This window comes from Vibrio ezurae NBRC 102218 (assembly GCF_000467185.1).
Lineage (GTDB): Bacteria > Pseudomonadota > Gammaproteobacteria > Enterobacterales > Vibrionaceae > Vibrio > Vibrio ezurae.
This window is the reverse complement of sequence record NZ_BATM01000044.1, coordinates 47723-70366: the sequence shown is the minus strand read 5'-3', so window position 1 is coordinate 70366 and position 22644 is coordinate 47723. Positions and strand designations below refer to the sequence as shown.

Annotated in this window: 23 protein-coding genes and 1 pseudogene; 1 reads left to right on the top strand and 23 read right to left on the bottom strand. The window is 41.3% G+C overall.

The genetic code is table 11. The annotated features are described in order from the left end of the window. Positions 1-17 precede the first annotated feature (17 nt). The 20 genes and pseudogenes from VEZ01S_RS13285 to VEZ01S_RS13190 all read right to left on the bottom strand — a co-directional run. Positions 18-965, bottom strand: coding sequence for a hypothetical protein (locus VEZ01S_RS13285; protein WP_021714564.1), 948 nt, complete (start codon positions 963-965; stop codon positions 18-20). A gap of 164 nt (positions 966-1129) precedes the next feature. Further along, entirely contained in the window at positions 1130-1597 is a 468-nt protein-coding gene (locus VEZ01S_RS13280) for a DUF4149 domain-containing protein (RefSeq protein WP_021714563.1), read from the bottom strand. 41 nt (positions 1598-1638) lie between these two features. Next, a complete protein-coding gene (locus tag VEZ01S_RS13275) occupies positions 1639-2382 on the bottom strand; it encodes a phosphatase (protein ID WP_021714562.1) in 744 nt (247 codons plus the stop codon). Positions 2383-2547: 165 nt separating this feature from the next. Further along, positions 2548-3402, bottom strand: a complete 855-nt coding sequence (locus VEZ01S_RS13270; protein WP_040891020.1) for a CPBP family intramembrane glutamic endopeptidase — start codon at positions 3400-3402, stop codon at positions 2548-2550. Positions 3403-3606: 204 nt separating this feature from the next. Further along, the gene (locus tag VEZ01S_RS13265; RefSeq protein ID WP_021714560.1) at positions 3607-4929 is read right to left on the bottom strand and encodes an APC family permease; all 1323 of its coding nucleotides are present in this window, start codon (positions 4927-4929) and stop codon (positions 3607-3609) included. Positions 4930-4946: 17 nt separating this feature from the next. Continuing rightward, the gene (locus tag VEZ01S_RS13260) at positions 4947-5825 is read right to left on the bottom strand and encodes an acetamidase/formamidase family protein (protein ID WP_021714559.1); all 879 of its coding nucleotides are present in this window, start codon (positions 5823-5825) and stop codon (positions 4947-4949) included. Between the two features lie 276 nt (positions 5826-6101). Beyond that, the gene (locus tag VEZ01S_RS13255; RefSeq protein WP_021714558.1) at positions 6102-7313 is read right to left on the bottom strand and encodes a phosphopentomutase; all 1212 of its coding nucleotides are present in this window, start codon (positions 7311-7313) and stop codon (positions 6102-6104) included. 1 nt (position 7314) lies between these two features. Next, the gene (locus VEZ01S_RS13250; protein ID WP_021714557.1) at positions 7315-8451 is read right to left on the bottom strand and encodes a YhfX family PLP-dependent enzyme; all 1137 of its coding nucleotides are present in this window, start codon (positions 8449-8451) and stop codon (positions 7315-7317) included. A gap of 199 nt (positions 8452-8650) precedes the next feature. After that, positions 8651-9955, bottom strand: coding sequence for a YhfT family protein (locus tag VEZ01S_RS13245; protein ID WP_021714556.1), 1305 nt, complete (start codon positions 9953-9955; stop codon positions 8651-8653). Positions 9956-9957: 2 nt separating this feature from the next. Further along, the gene (locus tag VEZ01S_RS13240; RefSeq protein WP_021714555.1) at positions 9958-10317 is read right to left on the bottom strand and encodes a DUF2620 domain-containing protein; all 360 of its coding nucleotides are present in this window, start codon (positions 10315-10317) and stop codon (positions 9958-9960) included. Positions 10318-10329: 12 nt separating this feature from the next. Beyond that, on the bottom strand, positions 10330-11220 hold the full coding sequence (locus VEZ01S_RS13235) for a phosphotriesterase family protein (RefSeq protein ID WP_021714554.1): 891 nt from the start codon (positions 11218-11220) through the stop codon (positions 10330-10332). Positions 11221-11230: 10 nt separating this feature from the next. Then, entirely contained in the window at positions 11231-11590 is a 360-nt protein-coding gene (locus tag VEZ01S_RS13230) for a hypothetical protein (RefSeq protein ID WP_021714553.1), read from the bottom strand. Positions 11591-11606: 16 nt separating this feature from the next. Beyond that, positions 11607-12509 (bottom strand): GntR family transcriptional regulator YhfZ, encoded by a 903-nt coding sequence (gene yhfZ / locus VEZ01S_RS13225; RefSeq protein WP_021714552.1) that lies wholly within the window; start codon positions 12507-12509, stop codon positions 11607-11609. A 229-nt stretch (positions 12510-12738) separates the two neighbouring features. After that, a complete protein-coding gene (locus tag VEZ01S_RS13220; RefSeq protein WP_021714551.1) occupies positions 12739-13869 on the bottom strand; it encodes a porin in 1131 nt (376 codons plus the stop codon). Between the two features lie 71 nt (positions 13870-13940). Then, entirely contained in the window at positions 13941-14831 is an 891-nt protein-coding gene (locus VEZ01S_RS13215; protein ID WP_021714550.1) for a DUF7916 family protein, read from the bottom strand. After that, the gene (locus VEZ01S_RS13210; protein WP_021714549.1) at positions 14828-15169 is read right to left on the bottom strand and encodes a PTS lactose/cellobiose transporter subunit IIA; all 342 of its coding nucleotides are present in this window, start codon (positions 15167-15169) and stop codon (positions 14828-14830) included. Before VEZ01S_RS13210 ends, VEZ01S_RS13215 begins: the two co-directional genes overlap by 4 nt. Positions 15170-15171: 2 nt before the next feature. Next, positions 15172-16497 (bottom strand): PTS sugar transporter subunit IIC, encoded by a 1326-nt coding sequence (locus tag VEZ01S_RS13205; RefSeq protein ID WP_021714548.1) that lies wholly within the window; start codon positions 16495-16497, stop codon positions 15172-15174. 8 nt (positions 16498-16505) lie between these two features. Beyond that, the gene (locus VEZ01S_RS13200; protein ID WP_021714547.1) at positions 16506-16820 is read right to left on the bottom strand and encodes a PTS sugar transporter subunit IIB; all 315 of its coding nucleotides are present in this window, start codon (positions 16818-16820) and stop codon (positions 16506-16508) included. A gap of 962 nt (positions 16821-17782) precedes the next feature. Further along, entirely contained in the window at positions 17783-18115 is a 333-nt protein-coding gene (locus VEZ01S_RS13195; protein WP_021714546.1) for a hypothetical protein, read from the bottom strand. Positions 18116-18185: 70 nt separating this feature from the next. Next, positions 18186-18485: pseudogene (locus VEZ01S_RS13190) on the bottom strand (peptidylprolyl isomerase); the annotation flags it as partial. Positions 18486-18747: 262 nt separating this feature from the next. Between VEZ01S_RS13190 and VEZ01S_RS13185 the strand changes: the two are divergent. Beyond that, a complete protein-coding gene (locus VEZ01S_RS13185; RefSeq protein ID WP_021714544.1) occupies positions 18748-20253 on the top strand; it encodes an endonuclease/exonuclease/phosphatase family protein in 1506 nt (501 codons plus the stop codon). A 78-nt stretch (positions 20254-20331) separates the two neighbouring features. Here the strand turns inward: VEZ01S_RS13185 and VEZ01S_RS13180 are convergent, their stop codons facing one another. The 3 genes from VEZ01S_RS13180 to VEZ01S_RS13170 all read right to left on the bottom strand — a co-directional run bounded on the left by VEZ01S_RS13180 (position 20332) and on the right by VEZ01S_RS13170 (position 22638). Next, positions 20332-20577 (bottom strand): hypothetical protein, encoded by a 246-nt coding sequence (locus VEZ01S_RS13180; protein ID WP_021714543.1) that lies wholly within the window; start codon positions 20575-20577, stop codon positions 20332-20334. Positions 20578-20836: 259 nt separating this feature from the next. Next, a complete protein-coding gene (locus VEZ01S_RS13175; protein WP_021714542.1) occupies positions 20837-22015 on the bottom strand; it encodes a tetratricopeptide repeat protein in 1179 nt (392 codons plus the stop codon). Next, positions 22012-22638, bottom strand: coding sequence for an energy transducer TonB (locus VEZ01S_RS13170; protein WP_021714541.1), 627 nt, complete (start codon positions 22636-22638; stop codon positions 22012-22014). The genes VEZ01S_RS13175 and VEZ01S_RS13170 overlap by 4 nt, the downstream gene beginning before the upstream one ends. Positions 22639-22644 lie beyond the last annotated feature (6 nt).

The window sequence follows — 22644 nt, the reverse complement described above, 5'->3', positions numbered from 1 at the left end:
ACTTGAGAAACAACAAATTAGTTACCAAAGAAGCGAGAAAATATATCCGCATTGAGGGTCTGCGTAGCAACATCGGTATTGGTCGCATCTGTATTACAGTTAGAGGCCCATACACCATTTTGCACCTTGCCACTGTCCATCAAGATATCACAACTTGTGGTGTTCATTCCGCCTTGTGACGCAATGGCCTGTACATAATATGGGATGTTGTTCGGAGTAAGATCATTGACACCATCATGTGAATAACCCACAGTGCGAGTGAGTTCACGCAACAGTTGTGCTGAGTTTTGATGTAAGTCTGACGTTTGCTCCATTGCATGCAAGCTCACATAAATGTTTGGCTCACTTTGAGTGCTGTCAAAATGTCCGCTATTTGAAGTGATTTTATCAAATGCTGAGAGTTGGTAAGTCGGGTGATCGCCCCAGTTTTGAATGCGATCATTCACTACGTATTTAAACGCAGTGTAGTCAGATGGAATCACACCTGCATCACGATAACCTGAGTGGAAAGCGCTATCGCTCATTCGCTCTAGACCCGCAGTATTAAAGCGCGATTCAAATTCTTTCGTATTCAGAATAAACGCAATTTGTCCGAGCATGCGGCGCACATTATTTTGCGCAGCATCAGTCCAAGGCGTTGGCGTTTCAAGCTTTGTTTCCCAGCCTTTAGGCACGCTTGTAGAGGTGAAATTAAACGCGACATTGGCAAAGATAGGGTCATGCTTTTCTGAGACATATTTAGCTTGATCGTGATGATGTTTGGCCACAAAAACCGCATCGCTATGGGTTAAGTGAAATTTCTTTTCTAATACCTTCTCAATCTCTATGTTACTAAGCTCTTCACCCGCATTTTTTAATGCCACTTCAAGCTTATCTTGAACATGATCAACTGAATCAGCATCACAGCCATTTAAAATAAGCGCTGAAACACCCACTAAAACTAAACTTTTTATCTTGAAACTCATGGTTAATCCCCTACCCCTCTACGGTATTCAAACGCGCACTAACCACCAGTTAGTGCGCTCAGTTGAATAATCGGAGAAAGTATGAACTAAGATAACCAAAGCCCAAAACCAAACTATGTTTGCAAATATGGGATTTACAAACATACAGTGCAACGTAAAACCGCTTAACGAGTCAGTTTCATCATATTGCGAACGACTAAAACGATGCCGGAAACAAGGGTGATCTTGAAACAGATTTCCGATGTTTTATGGATAGAGGCAAACAAGGCGCTTTGAGTCACTAATGCTCCCTGAGCCTGCATGTGCACAATCTCTGGTACAAAATAAAAGCCAAACAGAAAACCCGTTACCACCATTAGCGTCATACTAATGAGTGCGATCCAATCGGATTTTTTTGTTAGGTATTGAGTCAGCTCATACACGAGTGCAATAGCGCAAATGACTATAAGAGGATAGGAAAGACGTACAAACACATTGGTCATCAACAACCCTTCTTGGAAACGACTCAATATCGGCTCCCCAAGAGAAGTGGCTGAATTAAACAGTACTGGAGCCACCACCGCCCCGGCAAACAGTGCAAAGCCTAAAATAACCGTCAGTGTAACAATATAAGCAATCTTTAATGTTTTCATTTATCGATTCATCATTCCTTTAGTTCATCTAAAAAATCTCTTTAAAATTCAAATTCATCTGCGATATCAATACCTTTTGTGGCTAAGTACGCAAATAAAGAATCAACCGTATTGTTTACTACGCGATCAGCGGGATACCCCACCTCAGTAATCATCGCTTTTGCGATATCAAAACGTCCAAGATCCCACGCGTTGTGAGCATCAGATCCCACAGTAATTGGCGCATCGTATTGTTTTGCTAATTGAGCGATGCGTTGGCAATTGGCGTAACTTTTCTTTCTAGAAAATAAAAATGAACTGTTATTGATCTCAAGCGCCACATTCTCTTGCGCCGCCAATTTCACAATGTGCTCTATATGAATAGGAAAATTGGTATTACCTGGGTGAGTCACTACGTGTACTTTGCCGCTTTTTATGGCATTCGCCATTGCTTCTGTATTCGCATCAATATCTCTTGGTGCAAACACTGGAGGATGAAATCCCGTTAAAATGATATCTAAACTGCTGCGAATGGATTCTTCAATATCAATATTGCCATCAAGATCTTTAATATTGCTTTCTATGCCACGTAGAATGCCCACGCCATCGGCCATACGAGGGAAAGTCAGGCTATTCACAAAATGCCATTTATGAGGCGCATCTTCCATGTCAGGCCCATGATCAGTGTTTGCAAAGAGACGAATGCCGCGTTTAGGGGCTTCACGAACGTAGTCATGAATTGTGCTGTACGCATGATCGCTGGCTAAGGTGTGAGTGTGTAAATCTACTTCTAACTTATAGTCCATGTTAAACCTCTTTTATTATCACTTCTAACGCCCCAGAAGCTTTGGGACTATCGTGCAATAGTGCGCTCTCTACCTTATACGAGTTCATTGAAACTTTCATGACTTTATCCAAAGACAACAAACACATACGGCCTAACTCTCTCATTTTTCTGTCTCATTTTTTCGTTAATGTACCGCTAAAAATGGGTAAGTAAAAAAGAGTAAATGGTAAAGGTTAAAAAGAAAATGTACGCCTACTGCCACCCACAAACGCCCTGTGGAATAAAAAGCCATCCCGTATCCTGCTCCTGCAAGCGTGGCAAATACCATCAACCCAAGTCCGCCGGGCGCATGGGCAATACCAAACAGCACACTGGCACCCACCAGCCCGACTTTCCACCCCCAATACGTCGACAACTTTTGTTGTAAAAACCCACGAAAAATGGCTTCTTCGACCACACACGTCAGCAATACATTATTGAGCGCAAACAGCCACCACCAATGAGGCAAGCTTAGCTCAACGTCTAACTTCCCTATTGCGACGGCAAAGGGCAACAGCAACAACAGCAGACCAGTAGCCGCTGCGAATGTGACAAACCGTATGGGTTTAGCTTTGCCAAACAACTGTGGATAAGCCAGCAATAACGCAAAGAAAATCAGCGGTTTATCCAAATTTAAAAACAGAGAGAAAGGCGCACTATTTGGCCCTGAATGTACATGCTCAAGAACTTGAAGGTTATTAAATCCCGGTAACAGATGCAGTGCGAGCCCAACAGACCACAAAATCAAAACCCCGAAAGCAAGGTGCTTTTTCCATCCTTGTTGAATGGCCACCAGCCAAGCACAAAATAAACCTAACACTGCCAGCGCCACACCTAACACAGTGATTCGCTGTTCTAATAAGCCGGCAAATAACGTAATAATAAGCCCCATATAGGCCCATGGCTTTCGTTGGCAAAAGCTACAAATAATTGCAATAGATAGCGGCAACCAAATCCAAATGGAGCTATCGACGGTAAGATCGAAAAAAGTGAGGGTCATTTAACCAGCATAGCCAAGAATTAATTTATAAATCATAGATAGATAATACCAATCGTACTAAATAACTGATCAGAGCTAGCTTAGTGTGATTGGTATAAATAAGCATACTCAAGACTTTCGCTTTTAATCATCGAGAATATTCAAAGCAAAAAAATGCCCAAGCATTCATGCTTGGGCATTGGATATTCAATGAATCATCGTTCTTTAGTCGATGGCTTCCATGTTGATTGACACGCCACGGAATTTATTGATGCCAATAACAATCACACCAACCACCAACCAAGCAAGACCGAGCAGTTTTGCGCTCTGATCAAGAGAGATCCACACATACGATAGAATAAGGATACCGCACAATGGTGAAATCAGCTCCACAAACACATTTTGACGCTTGTTCTTAATATTGCACCAAGAGATAACCGCAAGATGAAGCAAAATAAAGCCGGTTAACGCACCGAAGTTTACAAACGACACGAACACGTCTAGATGATCTTCAAATAGGAATACCAGCAATGCAGACACTACGCCTGATAACAAAATAGCCACGTGTGGTGTGTGAAAACGGGTATTTAGCGCCGACAGAGATTTTGGCAATACGCCATCTTTCGCCATACCAAAAATCACACGTGATACCGCTGTTTGTGATGCTAACGCATTGGTAATCCCCCAAGAAAGGGCTGTTAATAGAGCGCAAGCTGTTGATAGATAACCACCACCAACAATGCGAGCAACCACATACCAAGCATTACCACTGTTACTTTGGAAAGCATCCGCATTTGGCAGAACCCAAGCGGCAAATACAACCTGTGCTAGGAACAAGACAACGGCAATACAAAGAGACACCAACGGCACGTAATGGGTTTTCACTCCGTCTTTTGCTTCTTCAGTCAAGGTGGATACACCATCAAAGCCAAGGAATGACATTACGGCTATGGATACCGCGCTAAAGACTAAACCAATGTTAAAGTGCTCTTTCTGATAGAAAGGTGCCATGGTAAAGCCTTGGCTATCCGGGAACTCACCTGTAGTTAAACCGCGATACGCCATCACCACAAATAAACCGATAAGCACGAGCATAAAGGCAAGAAAGACTTTGTTTACTTTGTCAGTAAAATTAAGACCAACCAACGCCGCTACGGTATTAAAGGCAATAAAAATAGCCGCCCAAACCAACGCTGGGACTTCTGGCACAATCTCATGCATCGCAATCGTCGCGACAATATAAAGCAATGCAGGAATGATGATGTAATCAAGAAGCATACACCAGCCGCCAATAAAGCCAATATTTGCGCCAAGACCACGTTTCGCATACTCGTATACCGAGCCTGATTTACGAAACTCTTTCATCATGCGGCCATAAGACAGTGCGGTAAATAGCATTCCTACAAAACCGGTTAGGTAAACCATACCCACCATGCCATGACTGACATTAAATACATCGCCATAGATACCGAACGGGGCAATAGGCACCATAAAGATCAGTGCATATATTAGCAGGCCGCCAAAGCCCATGTTCTTTTTCAATTCCATTATCAGTACTCTTGAGCCTATTTAAGCCATGACAGGTTAATAGTCACTTTTGCTGTTTTTAGCGGGTTTACTATCTGAGACACGCCAAGATCAGCGCCAACGCTCATCCAACGACACGCAACGTGATCATCCAATTGATGCTCGGAGATAAGGTATTGATGAGTCTTTTCAACCGCCACTGTTGCCGCTGTATCAAGATCTGGGTCTGAGGCAATGACTGTAAACAATTCGCCATTGAGAACCGCAGGCGTCGGCAGTTGTGATTGTTTTAATACTTCAACAGAAAGAGTCACTTTACCTGGGATTTCAATACCCGTTCCAGACAGTTCACCATCACCCATTGCGGCATGCAAATCACCTAGAGATAGCAAAGCCCCTGCATGGTTAACCGGTAGATAGACGATCGAGCCTTTTTTGATCTCTTTCGTATCCATGTTGCCACCGTGTTCACCGGGGTTACCACATGCAATGCTGCCTTCTTTTGGCGCAGTACCAATAACACCGACCATAGGAGACAATGGCACAACAAGATTTGGCGCAATTTCTGCGCTGTCACCGTTGATCTCAATTGGCTGAACAATAGAACCTGACAGTTTGTGTGACAGGCTACCAAATAGGTCTGATGAAACCATCGCGCCTTTCGATGCAAGTTCGATATCGTGAATCGTCACCGCAAGCACATCCCCAATTTCAGCACCTTCAATAAATACCGGGCCAGTAGCTGGGTTTACCTTAGCAAAGTCGATCTCTTCTAGAACATAACCTGCATCTTCCATTTGGTTGCGAAAGCAATCAAAGGTATCCACAGAGAATGTTTGATTTTGCTGTACACGAGCAACCGCAGCGTTGTCTTTGCTCATTGCGTATACATAATCTTTATTGGTGATATGAGTCATTATCCTAATCCTGTCTGCAAGCGCCCCTAAAACGGCAGAGACGCAGTTGTAAATCAGTCTAATGAACCTTTGGTCTTATAGTATTATGAAAAGAATGTTTGAGAAAATGGTAAGCATCAAGTGGAGTAACCCGAAAAGCAGAGCTCAGTGCTCTGCTTGTGGGTAAGGTAAAAATATCGGGACTATCTCTAAAAGTGAAAACAGTACACAACAAGAGTCATTGTAACTCGTTAAGAGCTGATGCTGACGTTAGTAATGCATGCATCTTATTCATTACTATTGAATAAGATGAAGAAAAGAGCTCCCATTTTCGGGTTGTTTTGCGTCAAAGAAATCACATACGGTTGCGCCAACATCAGAGAGCGTACTTCGAGTGCCAAGATTCACTTGTGTTAGCTGTGGCTTATACACCATAAGTGGAACAAGCTCTCGAGTATGACGACTGTGCCCTATAAAGGGATCATTTCCATGATCAGCAATTACCGCAAGCGTATCTTCGGTGTTTAAGAGCGAAGTTAAGACACTCAAACCATGATCCGCTTTCTTCAAAGTCTCCCAGTAACGCAGGGGATCTTCTTGATGACCAGACAAATCGGTTTCTTGAATATTAATACAGAAAAACCCGTCACTGTTTTCCTTAATTTCAGCCGCCGCTTTGTCCATTATCTTCGTGGTATCGACCATTTGCATATAATTAGTACCAGATTCATTACCCACTATATCGGCCACTTTACCGATCAACGTCGTTTTAACACCGACTTGATGAAGTTGCGCTGGCACTTGTTTGCTAGTATCAACGCCATACCCCAAGTGCATGACTTGAAATCCGCGGTCATAAACACCAGATTTTGGCGCACTCACACCTATATAAGTCGAACCCTTAGTTTCTATCGCATCCAATAGTTGAGATGAAGAGCTTAAATTACCCCCAAATACGATATTACGGGCCACGCAATTATTACGGCGGACAACCTTTCCAATATCAAGCAGGCTTTCAAAGGTTATCTGGTTAAGGTTCCCTGCAATGTTATATACCTGCCCTAAATCAGCCTCAAGATTATCGCCGACTGTTACGCATTCATTTACAAGCAGCAATTCAAGTCCATCTTTACACATTCGTTCTACGGAGCAGCCTGCATTCAATAATGCCTGCTCTATAAGATCTATGGACTCTTTAAATGGCTTAATAAGGGGGGATTTTGGCTTGGTGCCCATAATTTCCTGATGCCCCATAAAGGTGTCGCCACCTTCATGTTCAAGCATTATTTTTCCGACGTTGGCGAATGCATTCGCTTTCATTGAAGGCACCTTGGTTCCCGTAATATTCACCAGACCAAGTGATTCTAATGTGGGTAGAGAATCATGAGGGAAATGATTCATTAATTTACACGCCGTATTCGCCCCTCTATCTTGCGGGCGAACCACTGCAACATCCGGCATTTCACCGACCCCAAACCCATCGAGTACAACGACTATAAAACGTGGCATATTAAATCTCCCGACCTAATGAATCATAGAGACCGATAAGCTTGGGTTTGCCATCAGAAATCCCCTCGACCAACGCCACATCACTTCTCGTGACAAAAACTTGTGTTCTAAAAGCCATGATCACAGGAGCTCCTACAGGAAATAGCCCATGCAGTCGTAGGTGGTAATCTATGTTGGAGTCGTCATCGTTGCTCACTTCCACCCATTCATCATTCACAATGGCATTTGATAAGTGTCCGCGGTGGTAATAACCTCCGGCATAGCAATACGACTGTCCATTAAAGTCGTGAGAGACTTCAGATAGATATAGCATGGCTACCTTTTCTGAGGTCGTGCCATTTTGATTAGCAGGGGTGGTTCCTGTTAATGCATGCCCAGGCTCACCATGTGTGCACCCAAAACGTCCAAGAGTTGGGAGGGTCTCGCAACTTGTTGATGACGGTGAGTTGATTTGATTCAACTGAATGCCCATTTCTTCAATATTGTTTTTGGCTTTTATCAGGGTATGGAAATTAGGTGTTAAGGTTGTTTCTCCGTTGTTGTGCAGAAAACAAGGAAAGTGAGTTAAACCTTCAATCTTAACCCCTTGCATATTAGATACTTCTTCCAATACTTCGTCTAAGGTATCGATCGGAAAACCTGATTCTTGGTTAATATAAAGGTGGTCACCTTCATCAAAGAATTTTAATAATATTTTTTGAACTCGTCCGGCATTTAACGCCATATTCGAAATAGCTTGAGCTTTAGCCAATGTGTAAACAGTAATAACATCAGGCTTTATTTCTTCAATAAGCTCTTTAAGAATGGCCGTCGGCGGTTGAACTAGGTGTCCAACATGCGATATTTTTATACCTGCGCTGTGCAGCGTTCGAGCTTCTTTATAATCAACGGCGACAATCCCTTCATAACCTAAGTTTATTAAAATTCTCGCTAGATAAGGGTTACGTCCAAACTGTTTTGTCATCCCATACAGTTTGATGCTGTTCTTATCCGCTTCACTTTTTATTCGCTTGGCATTTTGAGTAAACTGCTCAACATCAACGACATAGGTATCAGGAAGAATCACACCTTGCTGATGAAGTTCTAAGGCTGCGTTAATTAATTCTGGGTTCTGTTTTGTTAGTGCATTTAAGAACATAAACCTACTCTATATTTAGTCTCCAATATAATGAGAATAAATACTATATCGATAGCAATATGCTTAATTATATTGAAAGCCTTCTTAATGATTTAAAATCAAAATGAAGTTTGCTCACTTCACGTCTTTTATTGTTATTTGATAGCTCAGTGGAATATAGGTCTTCTCATCGAGAAGCAAGAGAAGACCTCAAGTTGAACTAAATAGGTGCGAACATACCCACCACAAACAATAAGTTCAGAACAACACCCGTTAAAATTGCAGCGACGGCAGGCGCAGCTATCTTAAGTACCGGTCGACCCATAACTTCATTTAAGAAGTACAAGATGGCGAAAATGGTAAACCCGGTTGTTCCACCCATTTTCATAACCGCTAATACACCACCAATTAATAACGCGAACTCCATTAAGGTATTCATGCTATTTCGGATGTTATCTGACGAATTACGAATCGACGGGAACTTCTCTAAAAAGCGACCAATATTACGAAGTAGCAATATCTCTAAACAAATAGTAATAGCACCCAGTACTGCGGCCACTGGTACATTAGGTGATAAATACCCGACTACAAACACAAAGGTCATACCGACCACACCATAGACACCAGTTGCTAAGGCGGTGGTTGCTATCAATGGAATAAACCCAAGACCACGCATAAACTCCGATAAGGCAACTTGATTCATTGCTTCTTTATGAGCAATAGGATCTGTAATCTTATAAGCATCGGCTAATGCATAAATAGAGACTTCTGAGCCAGCAAAAATACCTGATGCGGCGGCGGCGGCAATAAGAGCGCCAGTGATGGCTAGAAATGGCATGTTTTTATAAATGCGTTTAGTTCGCTCTTCAAATAAGCCCGTTAAACCGCTCATATCAGGAGGGACAATGCCATTGGCTTTATCTTTAATATCTTTTCGAATAGCAATGCTAATCAGCATCACCATCCCAACAAAAATTTGAATTGATTCTGGATAAATGCCTGTATATTTAACCACTAACAATCGTGACACAAGAATCACAACCGCTGATATTGCCCCTGCTTTCCAACCAAATTGATAGAAAATGGCTAATAACGGGAACAATGCAAATGCAGACATGACTGGTGTCCCTAGCTCTCCAAGCGCACCCAATGCGTCTATTGGTAATCCCGTTAATACTGCATTTACACCAGCCAGACTTGTGACAACTAGGATTCCCCAGATACCACCACCAATTGCAGCAATGATTCGACTGCCCGCCATGACACCGATAATGTCGGTCGGCAAGAACAATAACCACGGATTCAACAAACCCGTTGAAAGCGTAAATGAAATCCCTACCGAAGCCACAAAGCCAATAGAAAGACCAAATGCAACAGAGCCTGCATCACGCCTTTTCATATGTCCGTCTATGACCTGAGGGAGGATGGGACGAATCCCATCATGAAAAACAGCCGCACTCATATTTGCGATTAGAGCGGTCATTGCACAAAGTGTCGCGATGAGCGCTATATTCATTATATCCATAATTACACCTTAGCCAGTTGTTTCGCTAGCATTGGAACAGCATGTTCGACGTGCTCAATTGATAATCCGAATGCCTTTTTACCTTCGCTGATAAATGTCTGAATTTCTTCTTCTTTTGCTTGGAAAGCAGGTTTTGCGATTGTGCAAGATTCATTGTATCCAATGATGGCAATGGCCATAGATAACGCGGCGCCAGCCCCTGTATTACAAGCACCAATGTAATAGTCAATTTCACCCGACTTCACTTTCATGGCTGCATCTATGTCACTAAGAATGAAGCAAGTGAAGACACCCGGTGCCGCTGTTTCAATCTGTTCTTTAATTTGTTCACGTTGTAAACCAGCAATTGCGATAGTTTTCATTTTTCTACCTTATTATTTTTGTGTTGTGCCAAAAAAGTTGGCGGGGTTATGTTTAAGCATGAGGTCGATATATTGTTGTTGTATTCCTCGCTCAAGAAGCATGGGGACGAAGTGATCAATTAAATAACAAAACCCAAGTCCTCCATTTTCTTTAAGGTGTGATTTACGAGTAATGTCCATTGAAAGCATCACTCGATCTGCGTATCCACGACGGATAAGAGAGTCAATAACGGCGATTCGCTTGGCATCTGGGTAGTAGTCATTTTTACCAATGGTATCGAATTGGACATAACACCCTTGATCAAGTAACCAAAGAATATCGTCAAAGTTATCCCGCAAATCACAATGCCCAATAGAGACATTGTTAAGATTTACTTTCATATTTCTGAGAAGTTCTACTTGGCTTTTAGCCATAGTGCTAAATGAGGTATGCGTTGAGATTGGGCAACCCGTTTCTAAATGAGCAATCGCTGCCCCTTCAAATACTTTGCGTTCTGTATCAGTAAACACATTGTGACTGCTACCGATCTCTCCAATTACCGAAGCACGTAAATTGCTATCGTCAATACCATTATCAATTTCGTGAATCATTGTTTTGGCTATATCAACCACAGACATTTGCTTTAGCGCGTTTGGAAAGAAACCTTCAATATAAAACCCTGTTGAACAGAGAATATTCATCTGTGTTTCTTTTGTTAAAGCTTCAATAAATTGAGGATTACGGCCCATAAATTTATTGGTGACTTCTACGATGTTAAAAACGCCACGTGTTTTAAGTGCTTTTAGCTCAGCACTAATCAACTCAAACTGATCCAGTTTGCAATCATCGTCCCCTTTTTGTTTTGACAGGTCGATGTGGAGGTGCTCATGGCAATACGTATAACCACTTTCATTTATAGGCATAATATGTCCCTTAATGGCTAGCTAAATAAAGAGAGAATAAGTTACAAATGAAAAAGCTATCCTCAGTCACTGGCACCTCTACAAGCCCTGCGCCACGACAAATTTTTTCATTCATTTCTATGATTTCAGGAAAAGCAGCATCTGAAATAATTTCATCCATTACCGTTGGGTCAAGCCCATCTTTTATTGCCTCATTGTCACTGATTCTATCAATTGCTCTCGCAAGGTGAGTCATCGCCATTTGGAACTGTTCGTTATCAGTGCAAAGCGCCCACTCATCATTAAGCGTTTTAATCGCAGTCATAGCACCTAGGTGTGCGTTTGGGCTAATCACTCCCGAATTAAGTAGTAAGGTCATTCTTTCATGCATAATCTATATTTCTCAATTAATAGGTTGGTATTACTTTACCGGTTACAACATCATTTTGATGTTGTAATAAGTTGTTGGTATCCACCATATGGTCAATTAAAATCTTAACGTGCTGCGCCTTTTTACTCACTGTTAATACAGCCGAAGACGCTTTTTCACAATCAGGAACATGACTGATTGATGCAGCTGATAATCCCATAGAAGTAAGCCGTTCGTTGTCTGATAAATACCAAATTGATGCATCAATAGTATTGTTGGCAATTAATTCAAGGCATTCATTATATGGAGCTTCGACAATATCAACATTTTGATTTTTAAAGTATGTTTCAGTCAGTAGCTTTTGGTCCGGTGATGAAGGATCAACACCAACACGCTTAATATTATGTAGTTCGCCTTGTCGACAAATTAATCTGTGTTCTGATACATAGGTATTTGGACCAAGCTCTAGTGCTATATCTAAATCACCAGAAGCAACATAATGCTCTGCTGCTAATCGAGACATAATAGCAATGTCATATATGCCATTTTTTAAACATTCAGCACGAACATCAGCCCCGCGCATGTGCGCAAAATAAAAAGGGACACTTATCTGTGCTTTTAATCCTGACGCTAATCCTTCGTAATGTTTGGTGTAAGGTAGCGGCATAGCACATACCATATTGCCAAATTCAGCTAATCGAATTAGCTGGCAATAATCTAAATTTGAAATAAAAGTACCGTTGCGTCCACGGCGATCTAAAGTGACAGCACCTTCAGCCTCAATTTTTTTTATAGCGGTTGCAATGTAACCCACAGAGCACCCTAATTCAGCGGATAATTCATCGATAGTTCGTAGCCTGTCATGTGGTTTGACGGTTAGTAAATAACGTGAAATATGTATTAATGCTACACCATGTTTTTTAATAAAATTATTCGCCATGATTTAAATCTTCATTTTTTTGCATGATTTAATCATACCAAGATTATTATGAACTAACGGTGTTTTTGTTCACAAAAAATGAAAAAAGGGGAAATTAATGAGTTCGTAAGATAAAAAAACCAGTGACCCTTTTTTGAGTCACTGGTGAACCAATACTTAATGTTCAATGTTCCATGTTAGGATTCAAAGTTACATGCTCTGTTGTGTCTTAACAGACATGTACTAGGAACTAGAAGTAATACTCTACACCAGCCCCCCAACCAAATTCATACCCAGAGTCGTTTTGATCAATAACATAAGGTCGAACATAAGTTAAAGCACTATCGCTGAGGAAGTACAACGCCTGAGCTGAGATGATTGAGTCCGCAGTTCCATGAATGGTTGTACCACTCGATTTTACATCTAAGTTAGCTGCATAATTCGCTTTCAGAACCCAATGCTCAAATCCACTATAGACAACTCCTACTGAGTAACTGCCTTGATCAAGCTCAAGATCTTTAATTTCAACATCTACGCCATCGACGGTAAAGGTTGCATCTTCATAAACTGCTTTTTGGTATTTGATTGCGCCATATAATTGAAAGTCATCTGTTACATCAGCTTCAAATCCAAGTAAGTACGCTTGAGTGTCAGATTTAGTTTGACCTTCAACATCGTTAAATGTGGGATTATTTCCTGGTTGTTGAGACAACCACTTATCATATAAATCTGCATTGGCACTAACTTGACGATCTACACCATATTCTGCGCCGGCATTAATGGTAATGTTACCTTTGGTTAAATGTGCACCCGCACCAATAAAGTTAGATCCAGCATCACTTTCTGTACCACGTCCCCCCGCTAAACTAAATTTAAATCCACTTCTTTCCGCAGAGTCATAGCGAATCATATTGGATTGACGATCATAATTGGTATTGCCAACAATATCGCCTCCCCAATCAAATACAGCACCTGCACGTTGACCCGAATAAGGCCAATCAATCATTTGGTACAAAGGGGTAAGTAATCGGCCTAAACGAATTTTCCCACCATCTTCAAAGTTAATACCAACAAAAGTATCTCGCACACCAAGACCTGAGTTCTGACCCGCATCCCCGACATTACCACCTTCAAGTTGCCAAAAAAGATTTGGTCCTCGAGTTAAATCCACGTCTCCGCGTACACCAATACGAGATTCATTTTCTACCTGAATAGGCTGTTCACCGGTATTAATTTTATCTTCACCAAATTGCCATACAGATACAGCGACTTGTCCATAGATTTCAAATTTATCTGTAAGCTCTGAAGAAGCAAGTGCTGATCCTGAAGCGGTAATGATAGCTGCACCAACAAGAGTGCTTAATAGTGTTTTCTTTAACATAATATTTTCCTGTTATTTCACGTTATGGGCAAAGCCCTAATTTTTTATTTTTTTACTTAGCGACGTTTTGCTTAGCGGCGATTCGCCATTCGTTTGTATTGATGGCGTTTACCGCGAATAGTCATGCCCATACGGAAGATATTCTCCAGTGGTGCTAAACCACCATATCCACCGTCACCGATATGAACTATGTCTGCTCCAGCCCCTTTGGAAGCTAAAGCGACTTGCTCTATAAAGCTCTCTGATGCCCCTTCTTGTGATGTGCCAATAGCTAATAGTCCGAGCATTCCAGCTCGATGCACTTCACTCATCATTTGGTAGGCTATTTCAGGTGTTACTCCTGGGGTGGTATAAGGAGCAGGAAACATCATGATGTCAGCACCAGCGGCTGCAAACTGAGGGATAATGTCTAAGTTGTAATCGTTACCAATACCACCGCCATGCATTTTTCCAGCAATAATGACAATGTCCTCTGAGATTTCTCGAACAAGTGATATGGCATTCAAGATGGTCTCTTGAGAAACTTGCATTCCAGGGTTTCCTGTTAACATCACGTAATGAAGACCACTAGCAACAAGAGCCTCTATCGTTTCTCTTGTCACAGAGCGACCTATTTCAATATCACTGAATCCTTCAGGAACAGGTTCAAGGTTGCATCCCATCAGTCGACCTGATAGTTCTTTAAGCTCCTGAATGTTACATGTTGGGGCTACACCATGATTTAGGGCACCGGTAATTACGGCTTCCGGTTTTAAGATGTCGAGGCAATTTAAAGTGATCATGTCAGCTCCAAATGCTGCTGCTAATTCAGCTCCGGAAACCAGATCAACAGGGGGTTGCATAGATACAACATTTTCAACCATCATTGCCCTACCTTCTGAGCGAGCAATACAATCGAGAATATCTTTTCGGTTCATCGTATCGATATCAGTACGGGTTAAATCGAAAATGCGCTTGTTCATTTCAAATCTCCTAACTTTCGGTGAATAGCTATGATTTCTAACGCCAAATCTTTGCAGAGCATCGCTGTCATAATGTGGTCTTGAATATGCGTTAGAATTAAAGTCATGCTGACTTTGCCAACACCTTCGTCATACCCTATTAACGTCGTTTGAGTTTTATGAACTTCTGTTAGAGCTTTATCAGCGGTATCAATGAACAATGAAGCCTGTTCAAAATCACCTTTTTGAGCTGAAGCCATCGCTGCCATTACCGACGAACGAGCTTCTCCGGCAGAGCAAAGTAGTGACATCAAAAATTCTTCGGTAATGTCATTTTGAGAATTAATACTAAAAGTCATATTTATGCCTTAGCGAATTGAGGGGATTTAGGTTCTGCATCTTCGATGATGTTCTCTTCAGCCAAGAGCTGCTTTTCATGAATCTTGAAGAACGGGTAATAAATGACGACACTGACAACAACGCATAAAGCAACCACTATTGCAGCCGTACCAGAATTGGTAGCAATAACAGCGCCAATAGGTGCAGGCATTGTCCAAGGTGGTAATGAAATGATTTTTGATACAAATTCAGTTTTAAACGCAAGCCACACAATGCAGGTATTGACGATTGGAGAAAGCATCCAAGGAATGAAATAAGTAGGATTCATTACAATAGGTGCACCAAATATCACGGGCTCATTTATATTGAATGTGCCAGGGATAATTGACATTCGGCCTATCGTTTTTAAGTGTGTTGAACGTGAGCGCATCATTAGAACAACGAAGCCCCAAGTACCACCAGCTCCTCCAACAAAGATGAAGAAATCTAAAAGTGGATTAACGAATATTTTGGGTAATTCTGTACCCGCAGCTAGAGCTTCTTGATTGAGACCAAGGTTAATAATTAAGATGGGATAAAGGATGCCGCTGACAACAACTGAAGATCCATGAATTCCGCCAAACCAAAGTAATTGAATGATAATTACAGCGATAAGACAGGCAAAAAATGAATCGGACGCAGATACAAGTGGGCTAAAAATAGCCATAACAGCAGAAGGAATATTTAAATCAAACTTCCCTAGCGATACATTAATCCCAACAACTAATATCGCGACGATAATAATAGGAATAAGTAAATCAAAAGATGCCGCAATCTTTGGTGGTACGGCATCTGGAAGTTTTAATCGAATATTTTTATCACGCAACAAACGTTGAAGTTCGGGTACAAATAAACCGGCCATAATAGCAGTAAAAGCCCCAGTTCCACCCATATTCGCGATGGGCATAATCCCGCCAATATCGATAAATTCAACCGGTGCGACAGCTAAAAGAAAAGTGAACATCGATAACAGGCCAGAGTTCAATGCTCGTAGACCATAAGATTCGGCTAAGCTAAAGCCGATACTAAAAGAGGCATACAGTGCAAATATCCCCATGCTAAGTTGGAATGGCGCAAGAATATTACCCATACCAATGAACTCAACCAGTGAGTGCCATCCGTCTAGGAAAAAATTACCTTTTCCTGGAGGAAATGCTAGAACTAGAAGCAAAGAGCCAACAATTAAGAATGGCATTGTAGCGACAAACCCGTCCTTAATTGCATTGATGTGCCTTTGTGTTGATACTTTACCGGCAATGGGCGATACGGTATTTTCAACAAAATTCATCACGTTATTAAATAGTGACATAATTAATCCTATTGGTTATTAGTGTTGTAAAGCGAGATAGCTTGGTTAAGCACTAACTCACCGTTCATCATCCCGTAATTAGCCATTTCAATAAGCCCGCATCCTTTACCTTCGGAGTCGGCACGAGCTTTGAAATCGTTAAACTTAAACTTCACTTGTGGAGCAACAAGACAAACATCATTTTGTGCTAAGTGCGTTTCAAATTCTGATATTGAGAAGGCATCAATAGTGCAATCAATTCCCCGCTCTTCTGCTGACTCTTTCATTTTTTTAACCAACATGCTTGTGGACATACCGGCTGAACAACATAAAAAAATTCTCATAAATTCCATCCTAAAAAGTTAATTTGCATTAAAAATTTACGGGGTGATATTAACCTTCAAAAAAATGAAAATATAACGAGGTCATCACAAGTTTTTAATTTTCATTTTATTGAGGATATATCTGAGTTAATTTTTGTGAGTTAAGTTCAAATAATGAAAACCAATAGCTTTGTCTCAGCATCACACCAGTGTGATCCAACGCACCTATTGATAACTAAACGGCCATTAATGTAGGAAAAGTACTTTTAATCCCTAAAACAAAGTGAATACGTTAGACTTTTAGGGAGAGGAATTGACGGAGCACACAGAGGTTTATATGACAGAATATAACCATAAGCAGGCACAACGAGTGGTGAAGGTGCTGACTAGAAGCGAGATCAACTTGACCAATAAATTACCTAGAAGGTATCAAAGGCTTAGTCAGAATATCTAGAATAGCCTTAACTTTTCTAATTTATTGATGTTATTGGGGAAACGACAGCATATTTTCGAAAGTAGGAATGAAAGACATAAAAATCCGATATTAGAAACTTAATATCGGATGTGAAACCTTTTAAAGATCGGTCAAATGAACCTTGAATTTTCTTAACCGATTGCTATCAAGCCAAAAGCTCATTTTCAATGATATCTCTTTGTTTATTAAGAAGAATACAGACTTTGATTGTTACAATCTTCTGCGCTGTATCTCACAGTTTACGTATGTGCTATTGTGCTTGTTGATCTGCTCTTTATTTCATCGCTGTTCATCTTTGTGATAAGCCTCCTGTTCTTTAAATTTCGGTATCATTGGATAGCTGTAGCTTTCTATCATCCCTACCGTTTGCCAAAGATATTCGTGCACTCAACATTTGCCGAACACTGTGAAAGATCTACAGTTTCACTATGCAAAATAAGAAATCGAACCAGAGTTGAATAATTAAATATAAATAAAAATGGGCTAATTAATATCCGCCCATTTTTGTTTAAGATAATGAAGATTCTTGCTTATCAAGAGTTCGTACTGATAGATGAATTTCATCACCATTCATCCATACGCGATCAAGTGTGAATGAACAAGCCATCGCACCTTCATTTAACTCATCTAAAGTTTGCATCGCTTGAGCAATTAAGTCGCCTAGTGGGTATTGCTCTGGCTCATTTTCATCATCAGCCTCAAAACTGACCAGAAAGTGGGCATGTTCACCCTCTTTTAGCATCTCATCAATATTCGTCACTTCAATATTGACATCTAATACCACATCTAGCCCGTTCATTTTTTCAAGTAAAGCGGTACTTTTGGGTGTAACAACGTACATAGTTATTTCCTCGAGCTTACATTTGGTCGATTCGTTGACGTTTATAAATAGTTATATCGATAACATGGTATTACGTGCGATATAAAATTTTCACGATATGCCAACCGAATTTAGTTTTCACCAAATGAGGAGTGATGGTTTCAGCGCTAAAGACCACTTTATCAAACTGTGGAACCATTTGGCCTTTCTTAAATTCGCCTAAATCGCCCCCTTTTTTACCTGAAGGGCAAGTGGAGTACTTTCTTGCGAGTTCAGCAAATTTTTTGCCTTTTTTAAGCTGAGCCATAATGTCTTCAGCTTTGTCTTTGTGCTTCACCAAAATATGAAGCGCGTGTGCGGTTCTTGCCATTGTTTTACCGTAGAGGTCAGTGGTACGCCTATAAAGTGGAACTTATCAAGATACGATAAGTGAGGCAAATTTTTTAACTAATTAAGGCCATTTAATTAATTTTTGAAAATCGCATGATTTAACTCAGGATTATAGTAGTGAGCCAATATGTGACCAATCAATGACGTTTCATTTAATAAAATCTATACCTCAAGCTAAATTAATCTAACCGAAGAATCGTTATTGCCGTCATATTGTATGATTAATATCAGTGCCTGAATTCATTCCCTTTAAAGGCATCATCATGAACAATAAACTGTACGTCCCCCTTCTACTATCCGCTCTACTAGTTGGGTGTAACGATAGCAACGATAATAACAATACATCGGCTCCTGAGATCACTCCTCCAGAAAGTTACACTACTACTTTAAACATAGTATCTGCCAATATGTGGCAAAATTTATATCGAGATTTCAATGATACTAGTTCGTTTGAGGTTGCCGTAAAAGAACTTCAACATGCCAATGCAGACATTATTTTTTTCCAAGAAGCGACTGGAATAACAGCAAGAATGGCAGAGCGACTTGGTATGCACTATTACCATGGAAATAATAGTGTTGGAAGTGTTGGGATCTTGTCTAAGCATCCTATAAAAAATACCATTGATGCCCATAATGAATATGGTGGAAATATTGGTGCTGTCCTTGATGTCAATGGACGTGACGTTATTGTCTTTTCAAATCACTTAGATTACACACGCTATATCACTTACGATGCAAGAGGTGGGAACGGTATAACATGGCAAGCTCATGCCGGCTGTCTCCCGATCACTAGCCAAGAAGATCTTGATGCATTAAATCTTCAATCATACCGCCCACGTCAAGCTAGTTACATGCTTGAACAGCTATCCCCTTACCTTGAAAATAATGCAGTTATCATTTTCGGTGGCGACTTAAACGAAGCCTCTGGACTAGATTGGACTGAAGATACAGCCAATATGTATGATCGAAAAGGAACGGTTCATGACTTTATGACTCATAGACGCATTCTGGACGCAGGATATACTGACAGCTATCGTCATCTCTATCCTGATCCTGCAACCAATATGGGAGCAACTTGGCCATTCCATATAGATGATAGTTGGACACAAGGTGCATCATACGTCAATGAGTGTGGTCGAGGATTAGACGACCGTGATCGTATTGATTTCATTTACTACAATGCGAACGCTGAAGATATTGAGTTAGTAGATGCCTCACTAATTGGACCAAGAATTAAAACTTACTTCCCTGGGCCTCATGGTGAAGATGATACTTATCAATGGGATGAAAAACACTCTGGCATGCATGTCAACGAACATGGAGAACCGACATACGAAGAACGTGATTTTGTCTCAGACCACTTATGGTATAAAGCAACATTTACACTATCGACACCAGGTTATGATTCTGAGCAAGAAAGCGTGATCAATCATGCTCAATTCAAAGATATCACCATTGCGGAAGGTGAAAACGATGGCATTAATATTTCGTTTAATTTGACGAATACTGATTTATGGGACGATGCACTTAACTACCAAATCGAAGTATCAGGAGACAATGATCTTACCGCATGGTTATCTCATACATTAAATCAACGTCCAAATGAACAAGATCTAATCAGTATTGATGTACCCGAAACAGTTTTAGCTACGCTAGATGGCTCTACTAAAAACAATAGCCTACAAATACGTTATGTTGCTGGAAATCAACGTAAACACCTAGCTGTATTCACTATTCTAAAAGAGGATATTCCTCGCCTTACCAAGTAAGAAAATGGGGTCAGGTCTAGAAATTTGCAGGCTAGACTTTATCTAACCTGCAAATTTCTAGACCTGACCCCGATTAGATTAATGGCGCGTTGGACCGCGTCTTACCAAATCTTGCCCGTTTTGGAATACATCTTCTGTTACCCAGCGAGACAGTAAAAGCTGATGATTATCATCCAATACCGCTACAAAGCGGCGACCGTCTTTGTTGCTCGTAGCTAAGGCCAGTCCAGCCACATTGGTTAGGCTAAAACCGCCATTTTCGACCGCGACTAAAAACGCTTCAAGCTCTTCTAGGGTAGTAATAATGTCCGCATCATTGTTCATGTGTATTTTCTCTGGTGGGCAAAGTAATCGTGGCAGAATGGTGCGATATTTTATTCTAGAATGCAACTTTATGATGAGACTAGGTCGAAAGCTGGCGATAACCGTTGGACAGTCATATTAGCTTGAGCCTTTCTGGATGTTTAATCGCAGTAAACCCAAATTGTCAGTACAAGCCATGCAGGCTCACTCCAGATTAAATCGAGCGATTTCTTTCATAGAGCGAGCTTAACATAGGCTCTTTAACTGTGGCGATTAAGGCTTAAGATTGACTGGCTTTTAGTTCCGTTAAGTATTTAATCCAATTGATCGTCGAAGGCGTCGAGTCTATTTGATTGGCCTTTTGCGCATGATTGAGCGCCTTTGCAATATCCCCTAAGCGATAATAAGCCTCAACACTGGTGAGCTCTGTTCTCAAGCTGGTTTTTTGCTTTTTCAGTTGTGCGAGCGCCGTTTGGTATTGCTTGTTTCGCATCAGCAGTTGAATATACGGCCAGCGATATTGAGGGTCCTGACTGCTGGCTTTAGCCCATGCCTCAAGCGACTCTGTCCATTCTCGCGCTTGCTGCCAATACTGCGCTTCAATGGCAAAATCTTTGGCTGGCGTCGCCTTAGATTTGTTTAAATCATGGAACACTTCTGCGGCCTTTAACGGCACTTTTTGTTTGGAGTACAGCTGCGCCAACATGCGATATTGTGCTTCGGTTAACTGAAATCCAGCCCTTTGATACTGCTTAGTCGCAGCTAATGCTTGTGGGTAATCTTCAACTCGTAAATACAGATTGATGGTTTGAACCCACCAGCGATCACTTTTAGGCTCTAACCCTCTTAGTGCTAGCGTCGTTTTTAATGCACTGCGCCATTGGGTTAATGACAACTCAGCACCTAATCGTAAACTCAATACTGACACTTGCTGAGCACCACCTATGGCGAAATAGTGATTCACAGCCGTGATGACAGGCTGCCATTGCTCAAGGTGATAGTTGCCTTGCGCAATACGTAACCACACTTGCTGAATGGCATTTGGGGCAATGATTTTATGGGTGTTATTTTGCGCAATGATCTCGTGATAGGTTTTTATTGCTTGGCGGGTATGGCCATTCGAGAGCTGGACATCCGCTAACATACGCAAGGTTTCTAAGTGTTGTTCAACGGGCAAACCATTGGACGTAATCGCTTTCGATAGCGCAGCTTCAGCTTTGTGCGGCTGCTTTTCTTGCCAGTACAAAATGCCCAGCATTCGTTGTACCACAGAAGTGTCATACACTCGGCTGGTTGAGATACTTTCTAGCACCTTTATCGCCTTGACGTTGTGATCATTGCTTTGTAGCTCATACGCTTTATACAGACGAGTGGCAACATTACGACTGAGCTCTTGAGCGTGTGCCGTACTCGCAATCAAGCTGATAAACAGGGCTAAAGTAGGTAGTAAGTACTTCATTTTTGCAGTCTGAACTCCAACTTCAACGTTTGCCCTTTTTGCGCGATGGCTTTGCCATTAACGATCAAAGGTTGATACTTCCAGCGTTGTAATGCTCGTGTGGCTTCTCGGTCAAAAATACGCTTCGGCTTACTGTCCACCACTTCAATATCGGTTGGGCGACCTCTATCGTTAATGGTAAAGCTCATCACCACATAGCCTTCTATTTTACGGCTTAACGCACGAGCAGGATAACGCGGTTCAATTCGTTGTAGAGGCATCACTTGCTGATTATGCCCAATATTAACCGAGCCCGGATTCGCAATAGCTAAACCTGATACCGCGGTATCAACGGTCACCAACGGCATCTCAAACTTTTGCATGGTAAAAGGCGTATCTGAAAGCTGGCTTGAATTATTGCTTTTCATTTCCGGTGGTTGCGTAGGTTTTTTAGGAGGGTCAGGTAGCTGACGCTGACGTCTTTGCGCATGACTCTCTTGCTCAACCTGGACAATATCAAAACGCACGATTGATTGTTGTTCAGGCAGTGGGCTTTTACCTAAGTTCACTAGCCACGTCATAAAACCAAACACAAAGCAGGTCAGTAGCAGCGCAACAGGTAAAGCGATAAATAATCGTTTCATCAACAA

What these genes read in the sequence shown, in the direction of transcription:
- yhfZ (WP_021714552.1), bottom strand. Translation starts at nt 12,509, where the DNA reads ATGGCGAATAATTTTATTAAAAAACATGGTGTAGCATTAATACATATT.
- VEZ01S_RS13250 (WP_021714557.1), bottom strand. Translation starts at nt 8,451, where the DNA reads ATGTTCTTAAATGCACTAACAAAACAGAACCCAGAATTAATTAACGCA.
- VEZ01S_RS13200 (WP_021714547.1), bottom strand. Translation starts at nt 16,820, where the DNA reads ATGAGAATTTTTTTATGTTGTTCAGCCGGTATGTCCACAAGCATGTTG.
- VEZ01S_RS13230 (WP_021714553.1), bottom strand. Translation starts at nt 11,590, where the DNA reads ATGCATGAAAGAATGACCTTACTACTTAATTCGGGAGTGATTAGCCCA.
- VEZ01S_RS13185 (WP_021714544.1), top strand. Translation starts at nt 18,748, where the DNA reads ATGAACAATAAACTGTACGTCCCCCTTCTACTATCCGCTCTACTAGTT.
- VEZ01S_RS13220 (WP_021714551.1), bottom strand. Translation starts at nt 13,869, where the DNA reads ATGTTAAAGAAAACACTATTAAGCACTCTTGTTGGTGCAGCTATCATT.
- VEZ01S_RS13285 (WP_021714564.1), bottom strand. Translation starts at nt 965, where the DNA reads ATGAGTTTCAAGATAAAAAGTTTAGTTTTAGTGGGTGTTTCAGCGCTT.
- VEZ01S_RS13235 (WP_021714554.1), bottom strand. Translation starts at nt 11,220, where the DNA reads ATGCCTATAAATGAAAGTGGTTATACGTATTGCCATGAGCACCTCCAC.
- VEZ01S_RS13215 (WP_021714550.1), bottom strand. Translation starts at nt 14,831, where the DNA reads ATGAACAAGCGCATTTTCGATTTAACCCGTACTGATATCGATACGATG.
- VEZ01S_RS13205 (WP_021714548.1), bottom strand. Translation starts at nt 16,497, where the DNA reads ATGTCACTATTTAATAACGTGATGAATTTTGTTGAAAATACCGTATCG.
- VEZ01S_RS13180 (WP_021714543.1), bottom strand. Translation starts at nt 20,577, where the DNA reads ATGAACAATGATGCGGACATTATTACTACCCTAGAAGAGCTTGAAGCG.
- VEZ01S_RS13265 (WP_021714560.1), bottom strand. Translation starts at nt 4,929, where the DNA reads ATGGAATTGAAAAAGAACATGGGCTTTGGCGGCCTGCTAATATATGCA.
- VEZ01S_RS13245 (WP_021714556.1), bottom strand. Translation starts at nt 9,955, where the DNA reads ATGGATATAATGAATATAGCGCTCATCGCGACACTTTGTGCAATGACC.
- VEZ01S_RS13240 (WP_021714555.1), bottom strand. Translation starts at nt 10,317, where the DNA reads ATGAAAACTATCGCAATTGCTGGTTTACAACGTGAACAAATTAAAGAA.
- VEZ01S_RS13255 (WP_021714558.1), bottom strand. Translation starts at nt 7,313, where the DNA reads ATGCCACGTTTTATAGTCGTTGTACTCGATGGGTTTGGGGTCGGTGAA.
- VEZ01S_RS13175 (WP_021714542.1), bottom strand. Translation starts at nt 22,015, where the DNA reads ATGAAGTACTTACTACCTACTTTAGCCCTGTTTATCAGCTTGATTGCG.
- VEZ01S_RS13270 (WP_040891020.1), bottom strand. Translation starts at nt 3,402, where the DNA reads ATGACCCTCACTTTTTTCGATCTTACCGTCGATAGCTCCATTTGGATT.
- VEZ01S_RS13195 (WP_021714546.1), bottom strand. Translation starts at nt 18,115, where the DNA reads ATGTACGTTGTTACACCCAAAAGTACCGCTTTACTTGAAAAAATGAAC.
- VEZ01S_RS13275 (WP_021714562.1), bottom strand. Translation starts at nt 2,382, where the DNA reads ATGGACTATAAGTTAGAAGTAGATTTACACACTCACACCTTAGCCAGC.
- VEZ01S_RS13210 (WP_021714549.1), bottom strand. Translation starts at nt 15,169, where the DNA reads ATGACTTTTAGTATTAATTCTCAAAATGACATTACCGAAGAATTTTTG.
- VEZ01S_RS13170 (WP_021714541.1), bottom strand. Translation starts at nt 22,638, where the DNA reads ATGAAACGATTATTTATCGCTTTACCTGTTGCGCTGCTACTGACCTGC.
- VEZ01S_RS13280 (WP_021714563.1), bottom strand. Translation starts at nt 1,597, where the DNA reads ATGAAAACATTAAAGATTGCTTATATTGTTACACTGACGGTTATTTTA.
- VEZ01S_RS13260 (WP_021714559.1), bottom strand. Translation starts at nt 5,825, where the DNA reads ATGACTCATATCACCAATAAAGATTATGTATACGCAATGAGCAAAGAC.